General features: G+C 70.9%; 24 protein-coding genes and 1 pseudogene. 11 read left to right on the top strand and 14 right to left on the bottom strand.

What is annotated here, in order from left to right; genetic code table 11:
* Positions 1-255: 255 nt before the first annotated feature.
* Positions 256-2,742, top strand: coding sequence for an ABC transporter permease (locus TBR22_RS00610; protein ID WP_239491009.1), 2,487 nt, complete (start codon positions 256-258; stop codon positions 2,740-2,742).
* Between the two features lie 226 nt (positions 2,743-2,968).
* Positions 2,969-5,704: a DUF6797 domain-containing protein gene (locus TBR22_RS00615; RefSeq protein ID WP_239491010.1), complete on the top strand. Its 2,736-nt coding sequence runs from the start codon at positions 2,969-2,971 to the stop codon at positions 5,702-5,704.
* Positions 5,705-5,758: 54 nt separating this feature from the next.
* On the opposite strand, the gene TBR22_RS00620 is transcribed toward TBR22_RS00615, so the two are convergent.
* Positions 5,759-6,934, bottom strand: coding sequence for a serine hydrolase (locus tag TBR22_RS00620; RefSeq protein WP_239491011.1), 1,176 nt, complete (start codon positions 6,932-6,934; stop codon positions 5,759-5,761).
* A gap of 197 nt (positions 6,935-7,131) precedes the next feature.
* On the opposite strand from TBR22_RS00620, the gene TBR22_RS00625 reads away from it, so the two are divergent.
* The gene (locus TBR22_RS00625) at positions 7,132-8,490 is read left to right on the top strand and encodes an amidohydrolase family protein (RefSeq protein ID WP_239491012.1); all 1,359 of its coding nucleotides are present in this window, start codon (positions 7,132-7,134) and stop codon (positions 8,488-8,490) included.
* Positions 8,491-8,516: 26 nt separating this feature from the next.
* Here the strand turns inward: TBR22_RS00625 and TBR22_RS00630 are convergent, their stop codons facing one another.
* The gene (locus TBR22_RS00630) at positions 8,517-9,875 is read right to left on the bottom strand and encodes a dienelactone hydrolase family protein (protein WP_239491013.1); all 1,359 of its coding nucleotides are present in this window, start codon (positions 9,873-9,875) and stop codon (positions 8,517-8,519) included.
* Positions 9,876-10,006: 131 nt separating this feature from the next.
* Between TBR22_RS00630 and TBR22_RS00635 the strand changes: the two genes are divergently transcribed.
* The 4 genes from TBR22_RS00635 to TBR22_RS00650 all read left to right on the top strand — a co-directional run bounded on the left by TBR22_RS00635 (position 10,007) and on the right by TBR22_RS00650 (position 12,747).
* Positions 10,007-11,056 carry a sugar phosphate isomerase/epimerase gene (locus TBR22_RS00635; RefSeq protein ID WP_239491014.1) on the top strand — a complete coding sequence of 350 codons (1,050 nt, stop codon included), beginning with the start codon at positions 10,007-10,009 and terminating at the stop codon, positions 11,054-11,056.
* Positions 11,057-11,224: 168 nt separating this feature from the next.
* Complete coding sequence (locus TBR22_RS00640; protein WP_239491015.1) at positions 11,225-12,004, top strand: CPBP family intramembrane glutamic endopeptidase; 780 nt, start codon at positions 11,225-11,227, stop codon at positions 12,002-12,004.
* Between the two features lie 75 nt (positions 12,005-12,079).
* Complete coding sequence (locus TBR22_RS00645) at positions 12,080-12,316, top strand: hypothetical protein (protein ID WP_239491016.1); 237 nt, start codon at positions 12,080-12,082, stop codon at positions 12,314-12,316.
* Positions 12,313-12,747: a TA system VapC family ribonuclease toxin gene (locus TBR22_RS00650; RefSeq protein ID WP_239491017.1), complete on the top strand. Its 435-nt coding sequence runs from the start codon at positions 12,313-12,315 to the stop codon at positions 12,745-12,747. Before TBR22_RS00645 ends, TBR22_RS00650 begins: the two co-directional genes overlap by 4 nt.
* 33 nt (positions 12,748-12,780) lie before the next feature.
* On the opposite strand, the gene TBR22_RS00655 is transcribed toward TBR22_RS00650, so the two are convergent.
* On the bottom strand, positions 12,781-13,341 hold the full coding sequence (locus TBR22_RS00655; protein WP_239491018.1) for a DUF427 domain-containing protein: 561 nt from the start codon (positions 13,339-13,341) through the stop codon (positions 12,781-12,783).
* Between the two features lie 57 nt (positions 13,342-13,398).
* Positions 13,399-14,193, bottom strand: a complete 795-nt coding sequence (locus TBR22_RS00660) for a penicillin-binding transpeptidase domain-containing protein (protein WP_239491019.1) — start codon at positions 14,191-14,193, stop codon at positions 13,399-13,401.
* A 237-nt stretch (positions 14,194-14,430) separates the two neighbouring features.
* On the opposite strand from TBR22_RS00660, the gene TBR22_RS00665 reads away from it, so the two are divergent.
* Entirely contained in the window at positions 14,431-14,889 is a 459-nt protein-coding gene (locus tag TBR22_RS00665; RefSeq protein ID WP_239491020.1) for a nucleoside deaminase, read from the top strand.
* Here TBR22_RS00665 and TBR22_RS00670 read toward each other — a convergent pair.
* The gene (locus TBR22_RS00670) at positions 14,878-16,491 is read right to left on the bottom strand and encodes a DUF885 family protein (protein WP_239491021.1); all 1,614 of its coding nucleotides are present in this window, start codon (positions 16,489-16,491) and stop codon (positions 14,878-14,880) included. The two genes, TBR22_RS00665 and TBR22_RS00670, sit on opposite strands and share 12 nt — an antisense overlap.
* Positions 16,492-16,736: 245 nt before the next feature.
* Positions 16,737-17,975 carry an MFS transporter gene (locus tag TBR22_RS00675; protein WP_239491022.1) on the bottom strand — a complete coding sequence of 413 codons (1,239 nt, stop codon included), beginning with the start codon at positions 17,973-17,975 and terminating at the stop codon, positions 16,737-16,739.
* A gap of 234 nt (positions 17,976-18,209) precedes the next feature.
* Between TBR22_RS00675 and TBR22_RS00680 the strand changes: the two genes are divergently transcribed.
* Complete coding sequence (locus tag TBR22_RS00680) at positions 18,210-18,488, top strand: hypothetical protein (RefSeq protein ID WP_239491023.1); 279 nt, start codon at positions 18,210-18,212, stop codon at positions 18,486-18,488.
* 30 nt (positions 18,489-18,518) lie between these two features.
* Positions 18,519-18,776 (top strand): carboxymuconolactone decarboxylase family protein, encoded by a 258-nt coding sequence (locus TBR22_RS00685; RefSeq protein ID WP_239491024.1) that lies wholly within the window; start codon positions 18,519-18,521, stop codon positions 18,774-18,776.
* A 7-nt stretch (positions 18,777-18,783) separates the two neighbouring features.
* Here the strand turns inward: TBR22_RS00685 and TBR22_RS00690 are convergent, their stop codons facing one another.
* From TBR22_RS00690 to TBR22_RS00715, 6 genes are all read right to left on the bottom strand, one after another.
* Positions 18,784-19,914: a glycosyltransferase gene (locus tag TBR22_RS00690; protein WP_239491025.1), complete on the bottom strand. Its 1,131-nt coding sequence runs from the start codon at positions 19,912-19,914 to the stop codon at positions 18,784-18,786.
* Positions 19,899-20,627 (bottom strand): hypothetical protein, encoded by a 729-nt coding sequence (locus tag TBR22_RS00695; RefSeq protein ID WP_239491026.1) that lies wholly within the window; start codon positions 20,625-20,627, stop codon positions 19,899-19,901. The genes TBR22_RS00690 and TBR22_RS00695 overlap by 16 nt, the downstream gene beginning before the upstream one ends.
* A gap of 119 nt (positions 20,628-20,746) precedes the next feature.
* On the bottom strand, positions 20,747-21,628 hold the full coding sequence (locus TBR22_RS00700; RefSeq protein ID WP_239491027.1) for an aldo/keto reductase: 882 nt from the start codon (positions 21,626-21,628) through the stop codon (positions 20,747-20,749).
* A gap of 65 nt (positions 21,629-21,693) precedes the next feature.
* Positions 21,694-22,125, bottom strand: coding sequence for a secondary thiamine-phosphate synthase enzyme YjbQ (locus tag TBR22_RS00705; RefSeq protein ID WP_239491028.1), 432 nt, complete (start codon positions 22,123-22,125; stop codon positions 21,694-21,696).
* A 123-nt stretch (positions 22,126-22,248) separates the two neighbouring features.
* On the bottom strand, positions 22,249-23,526 hold the full coding sequence (locus TBR22_RS00710; RefSeq protein WP_239491029.1) for a dienelactone hydrolase family protein: 1,278 nt from the start codon (positions 23,524-23,526) through the stop codon (positions 22,249-22,251).
* Positions 23,527-23,626: 100 nt separating this feature from the next.
* Positions 23,627-24,103, bottom strand: a complete 477-nt coding sequence (locus tag TBR22_RS00715; protein WP_239491030.1) for a VOC family protein — start codon at positions 24,101-24,103, stop codon at positions 23,627-23,629.
* Positions 24,104-24,274: 171 nt separating this feature from the next.
* Here TBR22_RS00715 and TBR22_RS00720 point away from each other — a divergent pair, with 171 nt between their 5' ends.
* Positions 24,275-24,628: a DUF3592 domain-containing protein gene (locus TBR22_RS00720; RefSeq protein WP_239491031.1), complete on the top strand. Its 354-nt coding sequence runs from the start codon at positions 24,275-24,277 to the stop codon at positions 24,626-24,628.
* 45 nt (positions 24,629-24,673) lie between these two features.
* On the opposite strand, the gene TBR22_RS26855 is transcribed toward TBR22_RS00720, so the two are convergent.
* A complete protein-coding gene (locus tag TBR22_RS26855) occupies positions 24,674-25,114 on the bottom strand; it encodes an ankyrin repeat domain-containing protein (RefSeq protein ID WP_370651560.1) in 441 nt (146 codons plus the stop codon).
* A gap of 144 nt (positions 25,115-25,258) precedes the next feature.
* A pseudogene (locus TBR22_RS26860) lies at positions 25,259-26,134 on the bottom strand (ankyrin repeat domain-containing protein); the annotation flags it as partial.
* Positions 26,135-26,459 lie beyond the last annotated feature (325 nt).

Consider the following 26,459-nt stretch of genomic DNA (forward strand, 5'->3'; position numbering starts at 1 on the left):
TGGGTCGGGGTGCCCTGTCGCGTCCCCGCGTCCCGGATCCGGGACGGGCCGTGTCGCGGGTGGGACGGGCGCGCTACGCTGTCGGCCGGTCACGCGAGGAATGGGCGGCGAGGCGGGTGTGGACCGCTTCTTGTAGAGGGGGACGCGGCGCGCATCGGCGGGGTCACGGAAGCAGCGCGTCACGCAGGAGGGTACGTGGGGTCCGAACCGCAGTCCGATCGTCGATCGCCCGAACCGGGTCAGAGGTCACCAACCATGCCCACGGCCGAGACACTCGTGCGCGACGTCCGTCATGGCGTGCGGTTGCTGCGGCGCGACCCGGGCTTCACCCTCACCGCCCTCGCCACGCTCGCGGTCGGCATCGGATTGACCACCACCATCTTCTCGGTGGCCTACGGCGTCCTGTGGCGCGCGCTGCCCTTTGCCGATCCCGACCGCCTCGTGGTGCTGTCCTCCTTGCAGCAGTCCGAGCGCGGACCGAGGACGATCTGGACGTGGGCGCCCGTGTCCTACCAGGGCCTGCGGGACAACGCCGACACCTTCGAGCAGATCGCGGCCTACAGTTCCTCCGACGTGTCGCTCACGGGACGCGGCGAGCCGCAGCAACTGCGCGCGCTCGACGTCAGCCCGAACTTCCTCGCGCTGCTGGGTGTCACGCCCCCGTACGGCCGCAGGTTCCTCTCCGATGGCTCCAGCGACGATGACCGCAGCGCCATCCTGAGCGATCGCCTGTGGCGCACGGCGTTCAGGGGCGATCCGGCGATCACCGGGCGAGCCATCACCATTGACGGCGTGCCGAGGACGGTCGTTGGCGTGCTGCCGGCCGACTTCAGCTTCCGCCCGGTCATCGGCATCGGCGCGCTGCCGGAACCGGACGTCTACTTCCCCAATCGCTGGGCGAACGACACGGGCGGAAGCGCCTTCCTGTTCCTGCTCGGTCGCCTGAAGCCCGGGGTCGCGCGGGCGCGGGCGGAGGCGGAGCTCACGTCGCTGGTCAACGACCCGGCGATTGCGGCCGCCGGCGCGATGGCACCCGAGGGCGCGCTGGTCGCCAACGGGCGGTCTCGTGCCCACGTCACGGGACTTCAGGAGCGCGGCACCGAACCGGTGCGCAGGCTGCTGCTGGTCCTGCTGGGCGCGGTGTCCTTCGTGTTGCTCATCGCGTGCGTGAACGTGGCCAACCTGCAGATGGCCCGCCTCACGGCGCGGCGTGGCGAGCTGTCGGTGCGGCTCGCCGTCGGCGCGAGCCGGGCGCGCCTGGTGCGCCAGTTGCTCACCGAGGCGGCGATCCTGTCGGTGCTCGGCGCAGCGCTCGGCGTCGCGCTGGCGCGGATCACCCTCGACATGACGCTGCCGTTCGTGCCGCCCTTCCTGCTGCCGCGGACCGGCGGCATCCTGATCGACGGGCGGGTGCTGGCCTTCGCGCTCGGTGTGTCGATCGCGTCCACCATGCTGATCGGGCTGCTGCCCGCCACGCGCCTCGGTGCGGCCGCCTTCAGCGAGGCACTGGCCCTGCAGGCAGGCGGCGCGCGCACCACGAGCGATCGCCAGGGCGAGCGACTACGGGCGCTGCTGGTCGCCGGACAGGTGGCGGTGACCCTCGTGCTGCTGATTGGCGCCGGCTTGCTGGTCCACAGCTTCGTGCGACTCTCGTCGGTGTCGCCCGGCTTCGAGCTCGAGGGCCGCGACGGCGTGGTGCAGGCCGTGCGCGTGGTGCTGCCCGAGCACCTCTACGACCGGCCCGCGCCCATGAAGGCCTTCACCAGCAGCGTGCTCGATCGCATCCGGCTGCTGCCCGGCGTGAAGTCGGCCAGCGTGGTCAACTCGGCGCCGTTCGGGATGATGTACATCCAGAGCGACTTCGAGATCGAGGGCCTGCCGAAGCCGAAGCTGTTTGCCGGCCTGCCGAAGATCCATCCCGGGTACTTCGCGACGATGGGGATTCCGCTGCTGGCCGGCCGCGACTTCTCGTCGGGCGACACGCCAGAGGCGCCGAAGGTGGCGATCATCAGCGAGCGCCTGGTGCGCGAGTCGTTCCCTGGCGGGCCCGGCGAGGCGATCGGCAGGCGGGTGCGCGTGGTCGACGAGGAAGACTGGATGACGGTGGTGGGCGTGGTCGCCGACATCAGGCACATGGGCCTCGACCGCGACGTGCAGCCGATGCTGTACGTGCCCTACCAGCAGGAGACCGGCGCGCTCTTCCTGCGCTTCGTGTCGTTCGTGGCGCGCACCCCAACGCCCGGCCCGGTGTCGGAGGCGATGCGCGCGGAGGTGCGTCGCGCGGCGCCCGACCTCGTGATTCAGGGGGCGGCGACGATGGACGAAGCGGTGGCGGCATCGGTGGCGCCGCCGAGGTTCCGCATGGTGCTGCTCGTGCTGTTCGCGACGGCGGCCATGCTGATCGCGACGCTGGGCATCCACGGCCTGATGGCCTACGCGGTGGCGCAGCGTCGGCGGGAGATCGCGTTGCGCATGGCGCTCGGCGCGGAGCGGCGCGACGTGCTCCTCTTCGTGCTGGCCCGCGCGCTCCGCATCGTCGGGGCCGGGCTGGTGCTCGGGTTGGTCGGCGCCACCGTGATGACGCGCGTGCTCCAGCGGTTCCTGTTCGGGGTCACGCCCACCGATCCGGCCGCCTTCGGGGTCGTGACGGCGATCCTGCTGGTCGTGGCGCTCCTGGCGGCGTGGGTGCCGGCTCGACGAGCGACGCGCATCGACCCCTGGGCCGCGCTGCACGTGGACTAGGGCGGTCCGTCGTCTACGGCGTTGCTCGCGTTGCGCCCGGCGTGGCGTGGCACAGGGTAGGGCGCGGTCTCAGACCGCGCCGTTAGGCCCCCGGGCGTCGCCGTCGGCCTTGGCCGACGGTCAGGGATACGTCAGGGGAGGCAGGAGGTCGTCGGGGCGGCCCCGCCGCGGACGGGCATTGTCACCGGGTGGCAGAAGCGTATCTACTACGGCCACCCCTTCCGCGATGCCCATTTCCGCGACGACGCTGCGCGTCCTCCTGCTCCTGGTGCTGTGCGCGGCCTGCCGACCGCCCCGGCCGCACACGACGTATCTCCTCGACCGGCCGGCGCTGCCCGAGTACGAGCGCACCATCGATCATGCGCGCCTCGTGTCGGGCTGGGACGACGCGTCGTACCGTCGGGGTCAGGCGACCTACCGCACCGCGTGCTACACCTGTCACGGCGATCCCGACAACCCCGGATCGATTCCCACGTCCCGCCGGTTCTGGCAGGAACCGTTCCGCAACGGGGCCGATCCCTACGCGCTCTACCAGACGCTGACGCGCGGCTTCGGCCTCATGCCGCCGCAGGTGCGTCTCACGCCGCGCGAGAAGTACGACGTCATCCACTTCCTGCGCGAGGAGTACCTCAGGACGCGCAACCCCCGACAGTTGGTCCCGGTCACCGAGGCGTATCTTGCGGGCCTGCCGACGGGTGATTCGATCGGGCCCGATCCGCAGCCTTATCGCCCGTGGGCCGAGATGGACTACGGCGACTTCCTGATCCACACCTACGAACTCGCCAACTCCGACGATCCGCCGCGCCGCATCTCTGGTGGCCGCAGTCCGCTACCCAACGAGGACCTGCGCGACGTCAACTTCGCCTACAAGGGGATCGCCATCCGCCTCGACGACGGCCCCGGCGGTGTCGCGGCCGGCACGGCCTTCGTGCTGTTCGACCACGACCTGATGCGCCTGACCGGCTTCTGGACGGGTGCCGGGTTCATCGACTACGAAGGCATCCTGCTCAACGACCGGCACAACATCTATCCCCGCACGGTCGGCACCATCCGCATCGAGAACCCGATCACGCCGGGCTGGGCCAATCCGGCGACCGGCGACTTCGCCGATCCACGCTTCGTGGCGGTGGACGGCAGGCCCTTCGGTCCGCTTCCCCGCCAGTGGGCGCACTACACGGGCCTCTACCGCCACGGCAGTCGCGTGGTCATCGCCTACACCGTAGGCGACGCGGCGGTCCTCGAGTCGTACGACCTGCAGCGGGGCGGCGACGCGCCCATCGTCAGTCGCACCCTCGACATCGCCTCGTCGAGCACGCCGCTGACCATGCGCGTCGCGCCGGCAGGCGCCGCGGTGCACCTGGCAGGCCACGGGGCGACGCTGGCGCAGGAGTCCGGCTTCCACGTGCTGAAGGTGCCGGCCGGCACGCCGGCGCACGTGGCCCTGTGGATGGCCGCGCCAGGCGTGGACGTCGAGTCGGCCATTCGCGCCGCCGCGCCGCCCCTGGACCTGCGCCAGTTCACCCGCGGTGGACCGGCCCGCGACAGCGCCGTGCTTTCCTCGCCGATCGTTCGCGGCGTCGATCGCGACGCGTACGCCGTCGACGTCCTCACGCTGCCGCAGGAGAACCCCTGGAAGAGCCGCATGCGCCCGACCGGCATCGACTTCCTGCCCGGTGGCGACGCGGCGATCGTGTCCACAATCGACGGCGAGGTGTGGCGCGTCGAGGGACTCACGCAGCCGCAGGGCGTGCTCCAGTGGCATCGCATCGCGACGGGACTGTTCGAGCCGCTCGGCGTCAAGTACCACCAGGGCGCCATCTACGTCGGCTGCCGCGACCAGATCGTCGTCCTGCGCGACCTCGACGACGATGGGCATTCGGACTTCTACGAGAGCTTCAACAGCGACCACCAGGTCACCGAGCACTTCCACGAGTTCGCGATGGGACTGCAGACCGACGCCGCCGGCAACTTCTACTACGCCAAGAGCGCTCGCCACGCACGAACGGCCCTGATTCCCCAGCACGGCACGCTGATCCGCGTCAGTCCTGACGGGCGCACGTCCGCGATCGTCGCGACCGGCTTCCGGGCCGCCAACGGCGTCCTCGTCAATCCCGACGGATCCTTCATCGTCACCGACCAGGAGGGGTACTGGACGCCGATGAACCGCATCAACTGGGTGGAGCCGGGCGGGTTCTACGGCAACATGTACGGCTACGGCGCGCCGGCCGACGCGTCCGACCAGGCGATGCGTCCGCCCCTGCTCTGGCTGGACTCGAAGTTCGATCGATCGCCGGCAGAACTGCTCTGGGCCGACAGCCGCCGCTGGGGGCCGCTCGACGGAAGCCTGCTGAGCCTGTCCTACGGCACCGGTCGGATCTTCGCGGTGTTGACCCAGTTCTTCGACCGCACCAAGCAGGGTGCGGTGGTGGCGCTGCCGATCCCGCAGTTCCCGACCGGCATCATCCGCGGCCGCTTCAACGAGAAGGATGGCCAGCTCTACGTGCTCGGCCTGTCGGCCTGGGCGACCAACCAGATGACGCAGGTGGGCGGCTTCTACCGGGTCCGCTACACCGGCCGCCCGCTGCGCCTGCCGATCGCGATGAAGGCGCGCACCACCGGCCTGGAACTCACCTTCGCGTCGTCGCTGGCCCGGGCGGCGGTGCGCCCCGAGGCCTTCACCGTGAGCGTGTGGGACCTGCAGCGGTCGAGCGGGTACGGATCGAAGCGCTACAACGTGCGCACGTTGCGCGCCGATCGAGCCTCGCTCGGCGCCGACGGCCGTACCGTGACCGTCCAGGTGCCGGGCCTCGGACCGACGTGGGTCGTCGAGGTCGCCTACGACCTGCGCGCCGCCGACGGCGCCGCGGTCGAAGGTGTGGTGCAGGGCACGATCCACGCGCTCGAAGCGCCGACGCCGGCGACGGGGGCCACGCCAGAACCGGCGGTCCCTCCGCAGCGCTGACGTTGGCCACGGGCGACCCGCCCGAGGGACGGGTCAGGCCGTCAGCGTGTCTGCCTACTGCGGCAGCGCCGCCGCCGCGGCCCGCTGGAACGCGAGGCGGACGTCACTCGCGTCGCTGTTGGGGAGCCCGGCGCGCTGGATCATCAGGACGTAGGCCACGCCCTTCACCGGGTCGATCCACGCCTGCGTCCCCCACGCACCGCCGTGCCCGAACGTGCCAGGGGAGAGCATCGACGCCACGCCGTCGTGCGGAGTCTTCAGGATGCACGTGGCCAGCCCCCACCCGTAGTTGGCGCCGCGATTGCCCCACGCCTCGCCCTGGAAGAAGCCGGTGGGCAGGTCGCCGGTGAGCGGTGTCGTGAGCGTCCGCATCGCCTCGGCGCTGAGGTAGCGTTTGCCGTCGAGCGTGCCGCCGTTGAGCAGCATCTGCGCAAAGCGCGCGTAGTCGGGCCCCGTCGAGTAGAGTCCGCCGTTGCCGAATGGCGGGCGGCCGACGCCGTAGTCGGCGCGGTGCGGCGTCGCCTCGAGCACGCCGGTGTCCTTGTGCTTCGTGTAGGCCGTCACCAGGCGGGCCCGCTGCGCCTCCGACGGGGAGAACGTCGTGTCCTTCATGCCGAGCGGGTCGAAGAGGCGTTCCCGAACGAACACATCGAACGGCTTGCCGCTCACCACCTCGACGATCCGGCCGGCGACGTTGATGCCGCTCTGCGTGTACTTCCACTGCGTCCCCGGCTCGTACTGCATCGGCGCCGCGAGCCACAGCCGCTCCATGTCGGTGAGCGTGCGCGCCTCGCGCGCCGCGACCGGGTCCGCCTCACCGAGCCCGGACGTGTGCGTGAGGACCTGCGTGATCGTCAGGTTCGCGGGCTTCCCCGATGGCGTCCTCAGCGTCTCGAAGGCCGGCAGGTACTTCGCCACCGGATCGGACACCTTCAACTTGCCTTCGTCCTGCAGCATCAGGATGGCCGCACCGGTGATCGGCTTGGTCATCGACGCGATCCAGAACAGCGTGTCCGGGGTCATCGGCCGCTTCGTCGCGAGGTCGGCCAGGCCGGTGGCGTCGAGATGCACGACCCCGCCCCTGGTGGCGACGACGGTGACCGCGCCGGACACCTCCTGCCTGGCCACCAGGTCCTGCATGGCGGCACTCACGGAAGCAATCCTCGGCGCGGGGGCGGGCGCGGCGAGCGTGGCGGCGACGACCAGGGCAGCGATTCTCGGCAGGGTCATGCCGACGACGTGTACGCCCGGAGTGGCCCCTCGTCAAGGTGGGATCCCAGTCGAAGACGAGGGCGTCGCCCTCGACGACATGGCTCTTCGTGTCAGCCGGGAGGCCCACCGGCTCATCCGCGGGCCGCACCGGTTCGTCAACGCCGATTCAGGCGACGGGCGGCGACGGGCGTATCCTCCTGCGCATGCCTTCTCCCATGAGACATGGGATCGCCGCGACCCTCGCGGCGGTCGTCGCCCTCGGTCTCGCCGTTCGCGGCCAGTCGCCGGCCCTGGCGCTCGTCGGTGTCGACGTGATCCCGATGGATCGGGAGCGCGTGCTGCAACGGCAGACCCTCGTGATTCGCGACGGCCGCATCGTGGAGATGGGGCCCACCGCCACCGTGAAGCCGCCCGCCGGCGCGCGCATCGTCAACGGCGCCGGCAAGTACGTACTGCCGGCGCTCGGCGAGATGCATGGCCACCTGGCCGGTCCGAACACGGCGCTCAACGAGCGCATCCTCGCGCTCAACGTCGTCCATGGCGTGCTCACCGTGCGAAGCATGCTCGGCCACCCGGCCCAGCTCACGCTGCGCGACCGGGTCGCCAGGGGCGAGGTGCTCGGGCCGCGGATCTACACGTCGGGTCCTTCAGCCAACGGTCAATCGGTCACGACCGCGGCCGCTGGCGAGCAGATGGCGCGCGACCAGAAGGCGGCCGGGTACGACCTGATCAAGATCCACCCTGGCGTGCCGCTGGCGGCGTTCGAAGCCCTGGCCCGCACGGCGCGACAGGTCGGCATCCCGATCGCGGGCCATGTGCCCGCGGACGTGGGCGTGCATCGCGCCATCGCGGCGGGCTACCGCACCATCGAGCACCTCGACGGGTATGCCGAGGCGGCCCTTCGCGACGGTGTGACGATGCCGGCCTCGGGCAGCGGGTTCTTCGGGTCGTCGATTGCGCCGCACCTCGACGATCGCAAGATCCCGGCGCTCGTGCAGGAGACGAAGGCGGCCGGGGTGTGGCTCGTGCCCACCGAGACCCTGATGGTCAACTTCCTGTCGGACGAGCCGGTGACGGCGATGATGAAGCGGCCCGAGCTCGCCTACATCACGGCCGACATGCGGCAACAGTGGGAGAACGGCCTGAAGGCTTTCCGAGGCGGCCCGCAGAACCCGAATGCGCAGGACCGCGCCCGCCTCATGGCATTCCGGTCGCGGCTGCTGCGGCAGATGCAGGATGCGGGCGTCGGGATCCTCCTCGGCGCCGACTCTCCGCAGATCCTCAACGTGCCGGGTATCGCCACCCACCAGGAACTCGTCGCCGTCGTGAAGGCCGGCCTGACGCCCTACGAGGCGCTCGCCTCGGGGACGCGCAACGTCGCGGTGTACCTCGGGACCGACACCGATGGCGGCACCGTGGCGCCGGGCATGCGCGCCAATCTCCTGGTGGTCAATGCCAATCCCCTGCAGGACGTGTCGCGCACGCAGGATCGGTTCGGCGTCGTGCACGAGGGCACGTGGCACGACCGGGCCGCGCTCGACGACATGCTTGCAGCGCTCCGCGTGGCGCCCTGAGGTGCCCGGCATCCAGGCCAATCGCATCACCTCGCCTCAGCGGTCTCCTCGGCATAGCGACGCAGGGGAGCGGCCTTGTCGGGCCGACCGGCCGCCTCGTGCCTGAACGCGTACAGGCGTGCGGTTGCCGCATCGAGCAGCACGAGGCCAGGCTGGCGGGCCTGCGCCTGGCGCACGATCTCCAGGCCTCGGAGGACGTCGCCCGTGTTCCAAAGGAGTTCCTCCAACTCCTCGCGCGTCGGGGCGGCTGGCAGCGCGTCCAGGTGACGAGTCGCTGCCAGGAGTGCGGGCTCGATCGGTGGAGGCGACGCGACGATGCCGCGGACGTGCGTGTCGAGGAAGCTCTGCACCAGCGCGTGCATGCGACCAATCGCCTGTCGCTGTGCACCCGGGAGGGTCGGCACCGACGCCACGTTGCCGACCAGATGCGCATGACGCAGTCCGCGGAAGATCAGCCAGTCGCGAGGCGCGTAGACCATACGCTCGAACAGCGCCGCATCGAGGGCCGGTAAGGTGGGCTCGTCCCACTGAACGGTCATGTACGGGACCCGGAGTCGCACGACGTCGAACCCGGTGGCCTTGTCGAGAAGGTCGCCGCCGCCCGGCTTGCCTTCACGTCCGTCGATCGACACGACGGCGCGTGCCCGCATCATGCGTGACTGCGAGAGCAGAGCCGCCGCACCGTCGAAGTTCACTCCGACCAGCCCGATGCGCTCCGCATCGACCTCGCGCGTCGACAGCACGTGCGCAATCACGAACTCCAGGGTCCTCGCGCGGGTCTCGAGCGCTACCTGCGGCCGCGTCGCCTCGTCGCTCGCCGTGCGGCCGAGGGTCGCCGCGGTCGCGACGACATACCCGTGGCTCGCGAGGCGCTCGGCCAGCGGCCACGCGATCCCAGCGCTCCCCAGACCGCCGACGACGAGCGGGTGAGGGCCGGGCGCGGGTGGCGCATCAGCAACCGCGACGCCACGTGCGTCCATCGCGAGGCGTGCGTCCTCCGGTCCACCGGGGATGTCGGCGGCGGTCATCAGCGACAGCAGATCGCTGGCGGCCTGCCCGCGTTCCGGTGCACCCGGCGTGCCGAGTGTCTCCCGCACCCCGTGCCATGCGCGATACTCCCCGTCGCTCATGACTGGACCCACGGCGCGGTGCGACGGGTACCACACCGAGACCTGCACGGGCCACTCGCGCGATTCCAGGTGCCGCCGGCCCTCGAAGTCGGTCGCGGGACCCAGCGTGCGCGACCGATCGCGCACGGCTTCCACCCTGAAACCGACATCGAACGGGCCCTTCGTGGCTGCCGCATCCGTCCGTGGTGCGAGCGGCGTGGTTCCCCACGCGAGGTACAGGACGAGCGCCGCCAGGTACAGGGATGGATGACTCATGGCGGGAGGACGAGCTCGAAGGGCCTGCCGTTAACGCCGCTGCCGCTCCCGATGAGGTGCGGAGAGGAGGCGGGCCGCCGTACACTGGCGCCGTTCCCATCCGGAACCAAGCAGCGGAGCGAGACATGTCGATGACAAGACGAGAGTTCGGACGGGTGGCCATCGCCGGCCTCCCCGCACTGGGCGTGGCGTGGCGCGGGTCGGCGGCGCTGCCCGCACAGGCGTCGGCCAATCCTTCGACGTGGGGCGGTGTCCGTGTCGGGCTCAACGTGCCCTACAGCCTCGGCCTGGGGAACAACCTGGCCGCGGAGGAGGTGCTGAAGCAGTTGGTCGACCTCGGGATCGGCTCGGTCGAACTGCGGGCCCAGCCGGTCGAGAACTTCCTCGGTTCGCCGACGGTGCGCGCTGCCGCGGAGGCCGAGAAGGCGCGGGCGGCGGCGCGTGCCGCGGGACAACCCGCGCCGACGCCGCAACAGATGGCGCAGGGCGGGCTCGGCGGCAACCGCACGCCCACGCCCGAGCAGGCCGCGGCCGCCGACGCGCGGAAGAAGGAGGTGCGCGCGTGGCGCCTCGCCGCCTCGTCGGCGAAGGTGAAGGACCTGCGGAAGATGTACGAGAAGGCCGGGGTGATCGTCGACGTGCTGAAGGTCGACGATCTCTACACGGTGTCCAACGAGGAGCTCGACTACTTCTTCCAGATGGCGCGCGATCTGGGTGCCCGGGCGATCTCGTCGGAGCTGCCGCAACAGCGGGCCGACACCAAGCGCATCGGGGCGTTTGCCGACAAGCACAAGATCTTCGCGGCCTACCACCACCACGCGCAGGGCACGGTCGCCCTGTACGAGGAGATCTTCACGGAAGCGAAGTACAACGGCGCGAACATCGACATCGGCCACTGGATGGCCACGCACGACGAGTCGGTGTTGCCGTTCATCGCCACGCACCACGACCGGATCCCGCACATCCACGTCAAGGATCGGCAGTCGAAGACCAACGGCGGCCAGAACAAGCCGTTCGGCGAGGGCGACACGCCGGTCCGCCAGACGCTACAGGCGATCCGCGACAACAAGTGGAACGTCCGGCCGATCATCGAGTTCGAGTACCGAGTGCCCGAAGGCTCGACGCGGGCGGCCGAGATCCGGAAGTGCCTGGACTACTGCCAGGCGGCGCTTCAGGCCTGATCGAGAACGGGGTCGTGTCCCTGCCCGCGCCCGCGGGTGGGGGCACACCGCGACCGCGACGTCGCGCTGTCCGGCGATGACGCAAATGGGATAGCGGCGCTTCTCCCGGTGCCGCTACTCTGCAGGCTCACTGCAGAGATAGGCCGCACTCGACGGGAGACTCCCCAGATGACTGTCCGGCAGGGATCCGCACGGCTCCCCGTGGCGCTGCTCACCTACATCGCCTGGACGCTGGTCACCGTGTTCGGCATGCGGTGGGCAGGCGACGGCAGCAAGAAGCCGCTCATCGAGACCGTGAGCCACGGCGTCAGCTGGAACCTGGTGATGGCAATTGCGGTGCTGGCGGCCGTGACCGCCGTGATGCGGTGGCGTGATCTCGGCTTCGTGGCGCCTCGATCGGCACGCTCGCTGGCCATCCTCTGGTTCCCGGGCCTGTACCTCGTGGCGTTCGCGCTGTTGCCCGCGCTGCTGGGGATGCCGCCCCTCGGCACGCTGCTGTTCATCGCGCTCAACACGGCGCTCGTGGGGTTGTCGGAAGAGTGGATGTTCCGGGGGGTCGTCTTCCAGGGACTCCGGTCCCGGCTCACCGCGTGGCCGGCCATCGTCGGCACCTCGCTGCTGTTCGGCGGCGTGCACGTGATGAACGTGTTCGTCACCGGCAGGTTGCTCGAGTCCGCGGTGCAGTCGGGCGCGGCGTTCATGAGCGGTGTCGTGTTCATCGCCCTGCTGATCCGCACCGGGTCGATCTGGGTGCCGATCGCCTACCACGCGTTGTGGGACCTGGGGACCTTCGTCGCCTCGAGCGGCGCACCACCGACGGCGGCCCCGGTGGATTTCACGCAGGGCTGGACGTGGGCGATGCCGATGGCTGCCGTGCTGCCGAACTTCCTCTACGCGCTCTTCCTGCTGCGAGGCGTGGGCAACGACACGCCGCTGCCGGGGGATTGAGTCGAGCAACCAGGGAGATGGCGTCAAGTCGACGCCCTGGCGCATCAGATGCGGTGGGTGATAACATCCCGCATCATGCGCACCACGGTCGACATCGACGACCCGCTTCTCCGTGAAGTGAAGGCGATCCAGGAGCAGGAAGGCCGCTCCATGGGCGCGATCGTCTCCGAACTGCTCGCCGAAGCGCTCGCCCGTCGTCGCTCGGCCCGTGGGCGCCCCGCGTTCCGGTGGACGTCGCGCCCGATGACCGCGCGCATCGATCTCGATGACAAGGACGCCGTGTACGCGGCACTCGACGCCGATCGATCGTGAGCTACTCGCTCGACACCAACGTGCTCCTCTTCGCCTCGGACCGCTCGAGCGCACGGCATCGCGCCGCCCGCGCGTTCCTGGAGTCCTGCGCGTCGAGCCCCGAGGTGCTGTGCCTGACGTGGCAGACGCTGATGGGCTACCTCCGGATCGCGACTCATCCAGGCATCTTCACGTCGCCGCTCTCACCGGACGAGGCGTGGGCAAACATCGACGCGCTGCTGTCGCTGCCACACGTGCGCGTCGTCACCGAGCAGGACGGCTTTCCCGACGCCTATCGGCACGTGACCGCCGGCACGACCGTGCGCGCCAACCTCGTGCCCGATGCGCACCTTGCCGCGCTGCTCTTCCAGAATGGTGTCAGGACCCTGTACTCGAACGATCGGGACTTCAGGAAATTCGAGTCGCTCGACGTGCGCGACCCCTTCGCCTGACGACAGGAACGTGGCGCTGCCCGGCCGCGAGCCTCACCAGCCGCCCGTGCCCGGACCTCCCTTGAAGGGCCCGACAATCTCGGGCGTGACCCATCCGCCGTAGAACCCGCCGGCCTGAGCCTCGACGCGCACGCCGCCGAGTTCGCACGCGATCCGGCCCGGGTAGAACGACAGGTGCCCACGAATGGCCTCGAACGCCGGCAGCGGGTCGTCGTAGGACCAGCCCACCGACTCGAGCACGACGGACCCGACCCGCACGGTCCAGTAGCGGGCCGTGCCCTTCCACTCGCAGCCTGACGCGCCTGGCGCCGCCTGCAGGTACTTGGTGACCACGTCCTCGCGCGGGATGTACACCGTGGGTGGGCTCGCAGTCTCGAGCACGCGCACGGCGCGGCGCGATCGGGCGACCACGACGTCGCCGACCCGGACCACCACCTCACGTGCATCGGCGACGATGCGTGGCGGCCGCGGGTAGTCCCACACCGATTCCTGCCCGGGCGCCGGCTCGACGGCAAAGGAAGGGCGTGCTTGCCCGTAGTAGCGCCAGCCGCCTGGCCCGAAGCCCGGTGGAGTGCGTGTTGCGTCCTGGCTCATGCTGGATTGACGCCACCGCCTGGCGTCACGGTCCTCGCACCCTCGTGCCGCCGGGGATCAGTCCAGCACGCCAAGCGCCGTGAGGACGCGGCGGGTCGTCGGCACACGCTCGGTGAACGCCCGCCCGTAGTCGTCGGCGCCCATCTGGAGCGCGAAGTACCAGGTGGTCGTCCGCTTCTCGACGAAGCCCACGTACCAGTTCGAGGTCTGCTCGCCCTGAGGACGGCACGCGCCGGTCTTGGCGAAGAGCTTCCAGCGGGGGGGCTCCTCGACCAGCATGACCTCGCGCGTCAGCGCTGTGGTGCGCGGTGACAGCCCGAGTCGCCCCTCGTGCAGGCGATGAAGGAATGCCACCTGTTCGTCGGCCGAGATGCGCAGGGAACCGTCCACCCAGAAGGGACCGTTCGGTCCGTCGAGGCCGCCGGTGGTGACCATGTTGCCGTAGCCGAGCCGCCGCACGTACTGCGCTTCCGCGTCCATCCCGAGCCGCCGCGCCTGTGCGCGGTAGTACCAGAGGGCCGACGCCTTGAACGCGCCCGCGAGGTCGAAGTCGCGGGCCCATTGCTCAGGCTGCTTCAGGGACGGGTCGTACTCGAGGGCATGCCCGGTCGTCGCCGGCACGATGCCCGATTCCAGCAACATCGCGGTGTGCGGCACCTTGAACGTCGAGCACGGAGCGAAGCGCCGCGCGGCACGCGCGGGCGCGTGACGCGTGTACGCCCCCGTCGCGCCATCGAGCAGGACGAAGGTTGCATCGAGGCCGTCGAAGAAGCTCGACAGGTCAGGTACGGTCGTCGCTGGCCTCCCGCCGGCAAGCAGTGCAAGCGTCACCAACAGCACGGCAGCGCGCATGGCCCGCCATTATCTCGCGCCGGGCACCGACTCCTGCCCGGGCGCCGGCTCGACGGCAAAAGCAAGGGCTGGCGATCACTGCTCAGCGCTGGAAGGGCACGCTCACGCCCCGACACACCCTGCGGGCCGCCCCGCCACCGGGCGGCCCGTGTGTCCGGTTCCCGCGTCCTACCGTGCATGACCCAGGTTGCGGCCCACCCCGACCCCACGGCGCCTTGCCCCGATCACGAGCACTTCATGCGACGCGCCATCGCGCTGACGGCCAACTGCCCGGCACTGCCGTTCGGCGCGGTGATCGTGCGCGCCGCGACCGGCGACGTCGTGGCCGAGGGCTGGAACCGGTCGGGCACCAACCCGACGTGGCACGGCGAAATCGACGCGATCAATCGCCTCGCCGCCGACGGCTGGGGCGACCGCGGCCCCGACCTCGTGCTCTACACGACGGCCGAGCCGTGCCCGATGTGCATGGGGGCCATCCTGTGGAGTGGCATCGGCGCGGTCGTCTACGGCACGTCGATCCGCCACCTGCAGCAGCACGGCTGGCGACAGATCGACATCCTCGCCGACGAAGTGGCGCGTCGAAGTCCCGGATGGCCCTGCACCGTCATCGGCGGGGTGCTCGAACGGGAGTGCAATGCCCTGTTCGATCGCGCCGACCTGGAGAAGCGCTCCGCGGACCGTCGCTCAGCGACCTGACCACTCGCTGACCAGCGCGCGCAGGAGCGCCAGCGTGACGGTGCCGTGGCCGAGCACCTGATCGTGGAAGGCCTTGATGTCGAACCGGGCGCCGAGCCTGCTCCGTGCCTGCTCGCGCAGGCGCAGGATCTCGAGGTTGCCGATCATGTACGACGGCGCCTGCCCCGGCCACGAGATGTACCGGTTGATCTCGCCACGCACCTCGGTCGGCGAGAGCGTGCCGTGCTCGGTGAGCAGCGCGATTGCCTCGTCGTAGCGCATGCCGCGCGTGTGGATGCCCGCGTCGATCACCATGCGCGCGGCGCGGAACTTCTGGCTGGCCAGGTAGCCCCACCGGTCGATGTCGCCGGAGTAGAGGCCGAGTTCGTCGGCCACGCGCTCTGCGTAGAGCGCATAGCCCTCGCCGAAGCCGGAGTTGTAGAGCAGCCGCAGGGGGCGATGCTGGTTGCGCGCCTCGCGCGACACCATCGCCTGCTGATGGTGGCCCGGCCACGTCTCGTGGAAGGTGGTGCTCTCGATGCCCGTCCGGCTCTTGTGCGTCGGATCCCAGGTGTTGACCAGATGAATGGGCGGCCGACGGCCATCCATCGACGGCGGCTGGTACTGGCCGGGGGCGCCGGCCCGGGCGCGGAACTCCGGGTACGGCTGGATCTGCACGGCGACGTCGGTGCGCAGGCCGAAGGCGCGCGGCATCGCGGCGCGCGCCCGATCCTGTGCCGCCTGCGCGGTGGCGATGATCTCGTCGGCGCTCCTGAACGTGAATCGCGGCTCGGTCGTCACCATCCGCATCGCTCGCGCCACGTCGTCCTGGCCGGTCAGCGCCTTCGCGAGCGGGCGCATCTCCTCGTCGAGCCGCCTGAGCTCACGCCAGCCGATCTCGTACACCTCGTCGGCCGGAATCGCGACGGTCGCGAACTGACGGAGAGCGGCGTCGTAGCAGGCGCGACCTTCCGGATTGGCTGACACCCCGATGGCTTCCCGGGCTGCCGGCAGGTACTCACGTTTCAGGAAGTCGCGGTACCGGCCAATCGCCGGGTTGATCGCGTCGCGAACGACCCCCGTGAATGCCCCGACGAACGCCGCGGTCGTGTCGCGTTGGGTCGGCGCGGCAAAGGGCGAACGCGCGGGGTCGCCGGCCAGCAGGCCATCGAGCTGGGCGATCACTTCCTCGACGATGACCCTGGGCGACGAGTAGCCGGCCGCGAGTCCGCGGCGCAGCAGGACGATCTCGTTGTCGATGTACCCGGGAACGGCGCGTGCCCGCCGGAGCGCGGCCTCGCGGAGCGCGTCGGTGCCGACCGGCTGGATGCGCGCCAGGTCGGTGAGCGAGGCCTGCCAGCCGTTGACGTAGGAGAAGACGCCCCACAGCTCGAGCCGACACACGCGCATGGCGGCGTCGCGCTCGAGTTCGTCGAGCAGCACGCCGTGCAGCACGCGATCGGCGTCGGCCGGGCCGACCTTCACCGCGCGCACCGCCGCGAGCAACCGGTCCGCCTCGGCATCCCATCGCGCGAAGCCGGCCTCGGTGTTGTCGCGCAGGGCGCCGTGATCGGCGCCCGGCAGGTCCATCTGGGTGGCCGACTCAGGGAACGCGCGAGCCATGGAGCGAAGGTAGTCGTCGGCGAGCGCTGTCGTCGGCGAGGGCTTCGCGGCGGCGGCTGGCTGCCCTTCGTCGGGGCCACCGCAGCCGGCTGTCAGGGCGTATGCGGCGAGCACGAACGCAGGCAGGCGGCCAGCGCCGCGCCTGAAAGCGCAAGAGGATGCTGTCACGATGCGCAGAGCATAACCCGTCCGTGGTTGGCCAACGACGGATCAGCGTTCACCGTCGCCTACCGTCCTCCCCTCGGTCACGAGCCGGAAGCGCCCGCCTCACCGCATCCGCGCGGCACCAGCCACACGGCCACTGCGGCGAGCGCCGCATAGGCGGCCATCACCAGGAACAGCCAGCGGTAGCTACCGGCCAGATCGAACACCCGTCCGTTGAGCGGATCGCCGATGGCGCCGCCGAGCGCCATGCTCAGGAGGAACACGGCCGACAGGCTGCCCCGCTGCCCGCGGCCGATCGGCTCGACGAACATCGGGTACGCGTTGACCATCGGCAGCGTCCACGCGGCCGACGTCAGCATCAGCAGCGGCACCGCCTGCCCGAGCGTCGTCACGCGATCGAGCGCGACGAGCGCCAGCGCCATCACGGTCAAGCCCGCCAGCATCGTCGCGCGACGCCCGAGCCGCACGCCGAGCAGGCCTGCGGGCAGGGCGCCGATCACCCCGCCGATGGCCCAGGCGATGAAGCCGATCGTCACGTCGCCGGGCGACACGCCGAAGCGCTCCGTGCCGTGCAGCGCGAACCATGTCGTGAACGTCTGGAAGGTGAGCTGCAGCAGTAGCGACGCGACGAACACGGGGCGCAGGCCAGGGGTCGATCCGACCAGCACGTCGCGCGCCAGGACCAACAGCGAGCGGCCCGTCGCCTCGATCGCCGGTGTGCTCGGTGCGGCGGGCTCCACCACCCACGCACGCAGCGCGGCCGCGATGCCGACGACGGTGGCAGCCGCCGCGAGGAAGGCGGCGTGCATGCCGAGCGCACGACCGAGCATCAGGAACGCGATGGCCCCGACGCACATCTGGAACGTCACCGACCCGGTCGCCAGCGAGCGGTAGCGGGAGGGCACCGCGTCGGCCAACAGCGCCTGCAACGGCGATCGCTGGATGTTGATGCCTGCGTAGAGCACGACCATGGCTGCGATGACGCCGACGAGCCCGCCTCGTCCGGCCCATGGGAACAGGGCCATGCCCAGTGCCGCGAGGAGGAAGCCTGCGACGATCAACGTCGTGCGTCGTGCCCCGTGCGCGACGGCGCGGTCCGACCACGCGCCGGCCCACGGCACCAGCAGCAGGAGCAGCACGTTGTCGATTGCCATCACCAGGCCAATCAGCGTGCGCGCGTCACCCAGCGTGGCGCGCACCACGACGGGCACGAAAGTGCTGAGCAGTGGGCCGGTGACGCCGGCAAAGAGGCCGCCCAGACCGAGGACGGCACACGTGCGCCACGGCGCGCGCACCTGGCGCGAGATGGAGTCGTTCATGGCAGGTGCACAAGCATAGGGTCGACCCGCCGTTCACGTGCTGCGCCAGGTCGCCATACTGCGTTTCAATCACCCGGCTAGTGGATCGACCACTTCCCGCTTCGGGCTGATGCAGTGCATCCTGTGCGTCCATCGAACCTGCCATGATGCGCGGGAGACACGTGCCGCGGTTGCCGCCGGCGGGCGCAGGCGCGGGCGCAGGGACGCCGCGCCGTTTCTCGAGGAGTTGCTTCCATGACCTGGATCAAGGTGGTGCCGTTCGACGACGACGAGGCCCTGCAGCGGGCGCGCGATGCGCAGCGGCACCTCTATCCCATCGAGTACGCCACGCCCACGCACCCGCACCACGCGCAGACCGAGGGGATCGTCGCGTCGCACTCGCTGTTCCCCGACGTGCTGTACCACGCGTTCTCGGCATTCGGCGCGCTGATGTCGCCCGACCTGCCGCTGAGCCGCCGGCAGCACGAGATGATCACCACCGTCGTCTCGGCCACCAACCGGTGCCAGTATTGACTGGAGTCGCACGCAGAGTTTCTGCGTAGGGTGACGCTGGACGACGAGTTCGTCGAGGCACTGAAGCGGGACTTCAGGTCGGTGCCGCTGTCCGATCAGGATCGCGTGATGCTCGAGTACGTCGAGCAGATCACGCGTGATGCGACACGGATCTCGCCGGCCTTCCACGACCGGCTGCGCGCGGTGGGGTTCGACGACCGCGGGATCCTGCAGATCACGCTGATCGCCTCGTGGTTCAACTACATCAACCGCGTCGCCGACGCGCTAGGCGTCGGCCGCGAGGGCTGAGGGCGGCTCAGGGGCGCAACCGGCGCTGCAGCCGCTGGGCGCCCCGTCGTCCGGCGAGCAGCCGACGGGCGACGGGGACGCGCTGGAGGCGGAAGTAGGCCCGTCGCAGCATCTGGTAGGTGATGGCCCGGGTGGACTGCGTCCAGGACAACCGCGGGCCGAGCGACGTCAGGTAGGCTGCCGCAGCTCTCAGGTCGTCATCGGCCGGCGCGGGTGAGGCCGCCTGGTCGTGCCATGCCTGCTCGTACACCTCGACCAGCCGGTCCACTGCGTCGTCCATCGACGCCACGGCCCGGACGTGCGCGCTGACCCGCGCGGCGTCGCCCGCGTCGTATCGCGCCAGCTCCTGGGCGAGCACGGCCGGCGACAGTGGCGACGACAGTGCCCGCAAGCCGAAGTTGACGCGGTGCAGGTCGGCGATGTTCGTGGTGGTGACCATCGGCCCGGCGCCGCTGGCGTCGCACAGGATCACGGCCGCTCCGACGGCCATCGCCTCGATGGCGCAGCGACCCTTGGCAAAGACGACGTCGTACTGGCCGAGCAGCGCTTCCGGGTGGTCGGCAGCCACGCCGACGCTCGAACCGGCCACGTCGAGCGGCAGGCCCGCGCCCAGGCACGCCTGGCGAACGACGGCGGCGTGTGCGGCCGCGTAGTTGCTGAAGAGGAGGGCGCGCGAGGGTGACGATGGAAGGGGAGCCCTTGGCACGAAGCGGCGCAGGTCGGCGAAGTTGCGCACCGTCGACACGGCGGTCGCCGGGAGACCCCACTCGCCGGTCATGCGATCGCGCACGGTGTCGTCCACAGCCACGTAGCGGCGGATGCGAGGGAAGCGCGTCGGCCGCTCGTCCTCCCAGCCGTGGCAGACGCGAACTCCCGGTACGCCAGGGAAGCGGAGGAGCGCCGTGAGGAACACGTGGTTGTCCTGGCCGTGGATCAGGTCGGGCGGCTCGCCGAGGTCGTCGAGGCTCCGGGCCACCGGCACGGTCGCATCGCGCAGGTGCTCGGCGACGTGGCCGAGCTGCGGTGCGAACGCCACCGGTCGATGACCGCGCGCCAGCAGTCCCGTGGCGACGTCGTACACGTAGAGCTCGGCGCCTGTCCGGGCGTCGAGCGAGGCGGCGGTCAGGAGCACGCGCACGTGGTGATCTCCGGCACCAGTGCCGCGAGGTGTTCCCACACCGGGCGAACATGCGCGCGCCAGGTGAGGGGTTCGTCGTAGAGCCCGCTGGCCACGCGGTCGCTCCCGTGCCGCTCGTAGCCGGGTGCCGCGCCGTCACACTCGGCCACCACCCGTGCCGTGGAAGGCGGCCCGAGCCATTCTTCCCGGAAGGCTTCCCGGCCGAACCGCTCGAGCGCCCTGTCCACGTCCGGGCGCAACTGGACGTACGCGCGTGCTGCGGCAATCTTCAGGTCCAGCGCCTCGTCGTCGAGGATCAGCCGCCGCCCGAGCGGCCCTGTGCCCCCCCCTGGCGCCGCCTCCAGCGCGAACTCCAGGCTCTCGACGTGATGCCCATGACGGGCCGCCAGCGCGACCGCTGCGTCGATCACGAAGCGGCAGACGTCGTGACCGGGGTTGAATCCTTCCGCGGCGTCGCCCACCACGAGCCTGATCGATCGGCGTTCCAGCAGCTCGGCGAGCTCCCGGGCCAGTCGCTCCCAGGCCTGGACGTCGCCCCGCCGCAGCGTCGCGTAGAGGGCGCGGTCGGAAAAGCGGCCGAACACCGGACCCGGCTCGGCCCCAACGGTGGCGAGCAGCCGCGACGTCGAGGCGAGGCGCGAGATCCCGTGGTGGCCCGAACCGTCGGTCAGCACGCACACCAGGGGCCGCGCGGCCGTGAGCCAGCCGTGCACGCGGACTTCATGGCCGGGATGACCGATGCACAGCAAGGGAGCGGCGCTGCCGCCGGCGTCGCAAGCCACGAGTCCGGAGCGTAGCATGCGGCGCCCCCGGCGCTCGGGCACGGTGGCGGCTAGGCGAGCGCGGCGTTCAGGTTCTCGATCGCTTCGTCGATCTCGGCCGGGCTCTTGTAGCCCACCGTCACGCAGTCGACGCCCGCGTCGCGGAACGCGAAGCGCATCGCCTTTCGGCGGTCCTCGCGGCCGAAGGCGCCCTCGCCCACCAGCTTCATGCCGATGACGCCCATCCGCTGGGCCTTGACGGCGTGCACGTGCGACACCACCTCGGGCACGTTGCCGAGGCCGGACGTCGCGTAGTCCTCGGCATCCATGCTCTTGCCGGTGTGGTTGACGCGAACCATCGCGACGTCGAGGAACGTGTTGCCCGGCGCCCGCCGCAGCGCCGGCAGGCCGTGCATGGACGCGCCGTGCCCGAGCACGACCTTGCGTGACTGCGCCTCGAGAATCCCGTCCTGCCAGCGCGCGCTGTCGGTGGGCCAGGTGGCCGTGTGCTGCCAGTGCAGCAGCATGATGTCGAAGTACTCGGTGTTGGCCAGCGTGCGCAGCTCGTCGAGCTTCTGCCGGGGATCGACGCCGTCGCGCGTCGTCACCTTCGACATGATCTGGTAGGTGTCGCGCGGGATGCCCTTGAGGGCGACGCCGAGCATCCGGTGCATCTCGCCGTACGACTCGGCCGTCTCGAAGAAGCGGATGCCGTTGTCGTAGGCGTGGCGCACCAGCCGCGTGAACCCGTCCTGCCCGAGCTCGCGCTGGACGCGGCCGCTGAAGCTGCCCGTGCCGAACGCCAGCCGCGTCACCTTCACGCCGGAACGCCCGAGCGTGACGATGTCGGTGGCGCTGCCGCGCCGCGCGGCGACGGGGACCGGGCCGGTCACGGCCAGCGTGCCTGCCGCCAGGCCGGTCTTCAGGAACGCGCGTCGAGTGAACTGCGTCATCGGTCGCCTCCCGCGTACAACTGGCGCGATGGTAGCAGACAGCGGCGCGGTGGGGACACCGCACCCTACCCCTGCTCGTCGCCGATCACATGGACGACGACCGACCTGTTGTGCGGCACGCGCCGGTGTTCCCACAGGTAGATGCCCTGCCAGGTGCCGAGGCACAGGCGCCCGTCGGCGACGGGCACGCTCAGGTTGACCGTCGTGAGCGCCGTCCTGACGTGCGCCGGCATGTCGTCGTCGCCCTCGGCCGTGTGGATGAACAGCGGATCGCCGTCAGGCACCAGGCGCGCGAAGAAGCGCTCGAAGTCGCGGCGCACGTCGGGATCGGCGTTCTCCTGGATCAGGAGCGACGCCGAGGTGTGCTGGAGGTGCAGGGTGCACAGGCCCGTCCGGATGCCGGCCTGCGTGACGCGCGCCTGTACCTCGCGCGTGATGTCCGTGAAGCCCCGCGTGCGCGTGGCGACCTTCAGCGTGTCGAGTGATTGGCGGATCATCTGCTTGCGAGTGTAGCCGTCGCGCTGGCACGACGGTCAGTGTTGCTCGCGTCGGCCAAGGCCGACGCCTACACCCACCGACCAGGGCCGATGCCTCCACGCGAGCCGCCCCGCTGACGGTCTTCAGGGGCGCAGCTGCCTGTCCAGCCACGTGAACGCGTCGTCCTGCATCCGCTTGTTGAACTCGTGCGGCACGTCGTACCACATGGCCGTGAAGCGATCGGCGATGTTCGCCCGCCGGTAGACCTCCTCGATGCCGCGCACGGCGGCTTCCATGCCCGAGAGCGGGTAGAGACCGTCGCGGCGGCACTGCTGCACGAGGAGGGGGCGCGGCGCCGTCAACGTGGCCACGTCAGGCAAGTCGAGCTGACGGTAGAGCCCCGGCGGGAAGTGCACCCACGAGTGCGTGTCGACGTGCCGCTGCAGCATCGAGCGAATCGTCGACATGAAGCCGACGACGCAGCCGGCCGCGATGCGCGTGTCGAGCGCGGCCAGGAACAGCGAGCGCCAGCCGCCGAACGACACCCCCACGCAGCCGATCCGCGCCGCGTCGACCTCGGGCCGCGACGCCAGGTAGTCGACGGTGCGCATGTCGTCCCACGCGACGATGGCCGGCCAGCTCGTGCCGAGGACGGTCAGCGACTTGGCGAGCGTGGACTCCCTGGCCGCGCACACCCGGTTCAGGCGGGTGACGTCGTCGAGCGTGTACGCGGACCGCTCCCAGCCAGCGCCGAGGTCGCCGTCCATCAGCACCCGTCGCTCGCCGAACATGAACGCGTCGATGGTGATGACGACGTACCCGCGCTTCACGAGCGCGGTGGCGGTCGGCCGGCTTTCGTAGTTGTCGGCGTGGTACTTCACCATCGCCGGGTGGTTGCGGCCGAAGTCGATCACCTTCTCCTTGCCGAACAGGAACATGCCGCCATGGGAGTGCAGGTCGACGATGGCCGGGGCGCGTCCGCGGAGTCCCTTCGGGATGAACACGTAGGCCGGGACACGAAAGGCCGGTGTCGTCGAGAACACCACCTTCTCCCGCACGTAGTCGGGCCCCTCGTACCTGTCGACGACCTCCGGCGCCGGATCGACGGCGGCCGGGCGGTAGTGGTAGCCATCGAGCACGAGCTGCCGGCCGTTCGCCACGAAGGCATCGATGGACGAGAACCGGCCGGAGAGGAACGAGGCCGGATAGCCAGGCGACGCGTCGAGGCGGCCGACCAGCTCGAAGTTCGAGCCGAGGTCCGCCCGAGTCGGGGCAAGGTCGCGCGGGAGGTCGCGCGGCGCCGCGCCTGCCGTGGCCGCGTCCTGCCTGGCCTCGGCGCGGCCGGTGAGGGCGGCCGCCGCTGGCGCGGCGACCATCGTGTCCATGAACCTGCGACGGCTGACCAGTGAGGCGCGCGGCATCAAGGGACTATAGCGGGAGTCGGGAGTCGGGAGTCGGGAATCGGGAATCGGGAATCGGGAGTCGGAGTCGGGAGTCGCGCGCGAACCTGCCCGTCGGCACTCAGCCGCGCCGGGCAGCGTCGATCGCGGCGACGTCGATCTTCTGCATCGTCATCATGGCCGCGAACGCCCGCTTGCCCTCGTCGCCGCCCGCGGCGAGCGCCTCGCTCAGCGTCCGCGGCGTGATCTGCCACGACAGGCCCCACTTGTCCTTGCACCAGCCGCAGTCGCTCTCCTTGCCGCCGTTGCCGACGATCGCGTTCCAGTAACGGTCGGTCTCTTCCTGGTCGTCGGTGGCCACCTGGAAGCTGAACGCCTCCGATTGCTTGAACGCAGGGCCCCCGTTCAGGCCCATGCACGGGATGCCGAGCACCGTGAAGTTGACCGTCAGGACGTCCCCCGCCTTGCCGCCAGGGAAATCGGTGGGGGCGCGGAACACCGCCGTCACGGCGCTGTCGGGGAACGTCGCGGCGTAGAACTGCGCCGCGCCGAGGGCGTCATTGTCGTACCAGAGGCAGATCGTGTTCTTGGCAACCATGCGTGTCTCCCTTGCTGGTGCGTCGCCTGCCGCCAACGGCCCGGCGCGCACGTCCTGCACCTTGCACTGGACCGGCGGGGCGAGGCCGAATCATCGGTCCACGTCCCGGCTGCCCCTCGTCCTTCGTGCGGTCCCTCGACTGGACGACGTTGATCCAGCCGAGGACTGCTCGTGCGCCACCGATCCCGCCTGCTGCCGTGCCTGCTGGTCGCCCTGCTCGCCGGCTGTGCCGTCGTCGACAAGCTCTCCGGTGAGGGCGAGGCCAAGCGCATCCGGCGGGTCGGGACGTCGGCAGAGGCGCTCGTCCTCGGCATCGAGGACACCGGCGTGACCCTCAACGACAACCCCGTCGTCGCCTTCCACCTCGAGGTGCGGCCCGCGGGCCGTGCACCGTACGAGGCGAGGACGCGCGGTGTGGTCGGGCGCCTCGACGTCCCGCGCATCCAGCCCGGCGCCGTGGTGCCCGTGGCCGTCGATCCGGCCGACCCGCAGCGGGTCGCGTTGCGGTTGTACCGCGATCGCTGACGAACCGGCCGGAAGCTTCTGACAGGCGCAGCGTGACGCCGCGGTTCAGGACGAGAGCGCGGCCTCCCTGGCCAGCGCCTGCAGCGCGTCGTGCGTGTGCTCCTGATGCGGCGCACCGTCGGGCGCCTGCCAGTCGACCGGCGACCCGGCCTCGATGAGCAGGCGCGCCACGGCGACGTGGTCCGCTCCCGGAGCCGCGTGATCCCGCCCCTCCGCGGCCCAGAGGAGCGGCGTGGCGTTGAAGGTCGGGTCGGTGGCGTGGACGTCGGCCCCCGCCGTCAGCAGCACGGCTGTCGCCGCCCGGCGTCCGGCCATCGCCGCACGGTGCAAGGGCGTCACGCCATCGCCATCGCGCGCCTCGACGGCGAAGCCGCACGCGAGCATCGCCTCGAGGGCCGGCACGTCGTCCTCCTCTGCCGCGCGATGCAGCAGTCGATGGTGCTCGGGGAGCAACTCGCTGGCCAGCGATGGCCGCGCCGCCAGCATGGCGCTGGCCTCGGCGCGGGCACCGCTGGCGCAGGCCGCGACGAAGCGGTCGAGAGGCGACAGCGTCTCGCCACCGCCGAGCGCCGCCAGTCGCGCCGCGATCGCGCCGCGGCCGTTGAGCGCCGCGAGGGCGTATGCGGTGCGCCCGTCAGCACGTCGACGACGCGGGTCGGCACCGTGGGCGAGCAGCAGGTCGACCATCGCGACGTCCCATCGCCGGGCCGCGACATGCAGGGCCGTCTCCTGTTCGGCACCCACGGTCAGGTTCGGGTCGGCGCCGTGCTCGAGCAGCCAGCGCGGCCCGGTGGGGTCGGTCGCCCAGGTGAGCATGTAGGGCAGCGGCGGCACCGCGCGTGGACTGCCGTCGACGTCGAGGCCATGGCGGAGCAGGAGCTCGAGGACCGCGACGTTGCCGCCACCGCCGGCGATGTGGGCGGTCACCCCGTCGGTGGGGGTCGCGCCCGCCTGCAGCAGCGCCTCGGCGAGCGGGAGCGAGCCGACCACGCAGCACGCGCCCCAGAGCGCGGTGCGGGGCAGTTCCGGGTGCCAGTCCCAGTGGTACTCCGCATCGGGGTTCGCGCCCGCGGCACACAGCGCGCGCACCACGGCCACCAAACCTTCTTGCCGTACGGGCTGGTCGGCAGTCAGGGTGGTCTGGCACGCGTACAGCAGCGGCTCCCAGTCGCGTGGGCCACCCTTCCGCGTCGCGAGTCCCGGATCCCTGGCGAGCGCCGCACGCACGCGCGCTTCGTCGCCGAGGACGATCGCCGCGTGGACCGAGGACGACGCGATGGCCGGGTGCAGCGCGAGCAGGCGCTCGGCGCGAGCGCCCGCGCCACCGGTGGCCAGGCGCAGGAAGGCATCAGCCGCCTCCGCGAAGGTCAGCGTGCGGGCCTGCACCTCCTCGCGCAGGGCGCTCCAGGACGCCAGGCCGTGCTCGCGGGCGATGACCGACTGGGCGTCGTGCAGGGCGAGGTCGTCGGGGGAGGAAGGGGGCCGCCTGGCGAACGCAGGCAGCATGGCGAAGCGCCGCAGCGCCTCGACATCGCCGGCTCTTGCGTCGCGGAGGAGCGACTTGGCCTGCTGCTTGAGGTGTTCGAGATTCGGGCGATCGGGGAGCGGGCGCGGCACGTACCACCTCCATGCCTTCTCCTGCGGTTCGCAAGCAGGGGGCACGGTTGTGGACGACCGGCCTCGGGGACTGCATCGACCGTGGGCTTGGCCCTTCGCGCGAACCCGCAGGCGCCGGGGAGCGCCTGCCGACAGCGTAGGAGCGACCCGGGCCCGGGTCAAGGTCAGCCCAGGGAAGTGAAAGCCGGACGGGCGAGCGGACTCGTTCGCTCGC

This window comes from Luteitalea sp. TBR-22 (assembly GCF_016865485.1).
Classification (GTDB): domain Bacteria; phylum Acidobacteriota; class Vicinamibacteria; order Vicinamibacterales; family Vicinamibacteraceae; genus Luteitalea.

Coding starts and splice junctions, on each gene's coding strand:
- TBR22_RS00620 (WP_239491011.1), bottom strand. CDS start 6,934: ATGACCCTGCCGAGAATCGCTGCCCTGGTCGTCGCCGCCACGCTCGCC.
- TBR22_RS00705 (WP_239491028.1), bottom strand. CDS start 22,125: ATGATCCGCCAATCACTCGACACGCTGAAGGTCGCCACGCGCACGCGG.
- TBR22_RS00660 (WP_239491019.1), bottom strand. CDS start 14,193: ATGCGCGCTGCCGTGCTGTTGGTGACGCTTGCACTGCTTGCCGGCGGG.
- TBR22_RS00680 (WP_239491023.1), top strand. CDS start 18,210: ATGACCTGGATCAAGGTGGTGCCGTTCGACGACGACGAGGCCCTGCAG.
- TBR22_RS00665 (WP_239491020.1), top strand. CDS start 14,431: ATGCGACGCGCCATCGCGCTGACGGCCAACTGCCCGGCACTGCCGTTC.
- TBR22_RS00655 (WP_239491018.1), bottom strand. CDS start 13,341: ATGAGCCAGGACGCAACACGCACTCCACCGGGCTTCGGGCCAGGCGGC.
- TBR22_RS00625 (WP_239491012.1), top strand. CDS start 7,132: ATGAGACATGGGATCGCCGCGACCCTCGCGGCGGTCGTCGCCCTCGGT.
- TBR22_RS00710 (WP_239491029.1), bottom strand. CDS start 23,526: ATGCCGCGCGCCTCACTGGTCAGCCGTCGCAGGTTCATGGACACGATG.
- TBR22_RS00630 (WP_239491013.1), bottom strand. CDS start 9,875: ATGAGTCATCCATCCCTGTACCTGGCGGCGCTCGTCCTGTACCTCGCG.
- TBR22_RS00670 (WP_239491021.1), bottom strand. CDS start 16,491: ATGGCTCGCGCGTTCCCTGAGTCGGCCACCCAGATGGACCTGCCGGGC.
- TBR22_RS26855 (WP_370651560.1), bottom strand. CDS start 25,114: ATGCTGGCGGCGCGGCCATCGCTGGCCAGCGAGTTGCTCCCCGAGCAC.
- TBR22_RS00675 (WP_239491022.1), bottom strand. CDS start 17,975: ATGAACGACTCCATCTCGCGCCAGGTGCGCGCGCCGTGGCGCACGTGT.
- TBR22_RS00610 (WP_239491009.1), top strand. CDS start 256: ATGCCCACGGCCGAGACACTCGTGCGCGACGTCCGTCATGGCGTGCGG.
- TBR22_RS00640 (WP_239491015.1), top strand. CDS start 11,225: ATGACTGTCCGGCAGGGATCCGCACGGCTCCCCGTGGCGCTGCTCACC.
- TBR22_RS00615 (WP_239491010.1), top strand. CDS start 2,969: ATGCCCATTTCCGCGACGACGCTGCGCGTCCTCCTGCTCCTGGTGCTG.
- TBR22_RS00715 (WP_239491030.1), bottom strand. CDS start 24,103: ATGGTTGCCAAGAACACGATCTGCCTCTGGTACGACAATGACGCCCTC.
- TBR22_RS00700 (WP_239491027.1), bottom strand. CDS start 21,628: ATGACGCAGTTCACTCGACGCGCGTTCCTGAAGACCGGCCTGGCGGCA.
- TBR22_RS00635 (WP_239491014.1), top strand. CDS start 10,007: ATGACAAGACGAGAGTTCGGACGGGTGGCCATCGCCGGCCTCCCCGCA.
- TBR22_RS00645 (WP_239491016.1), top strand. CDS start 12,080: ATGCGCACCACGGTCGACATCGACGACCCGCTTCTCCGTGAAGTGAAG.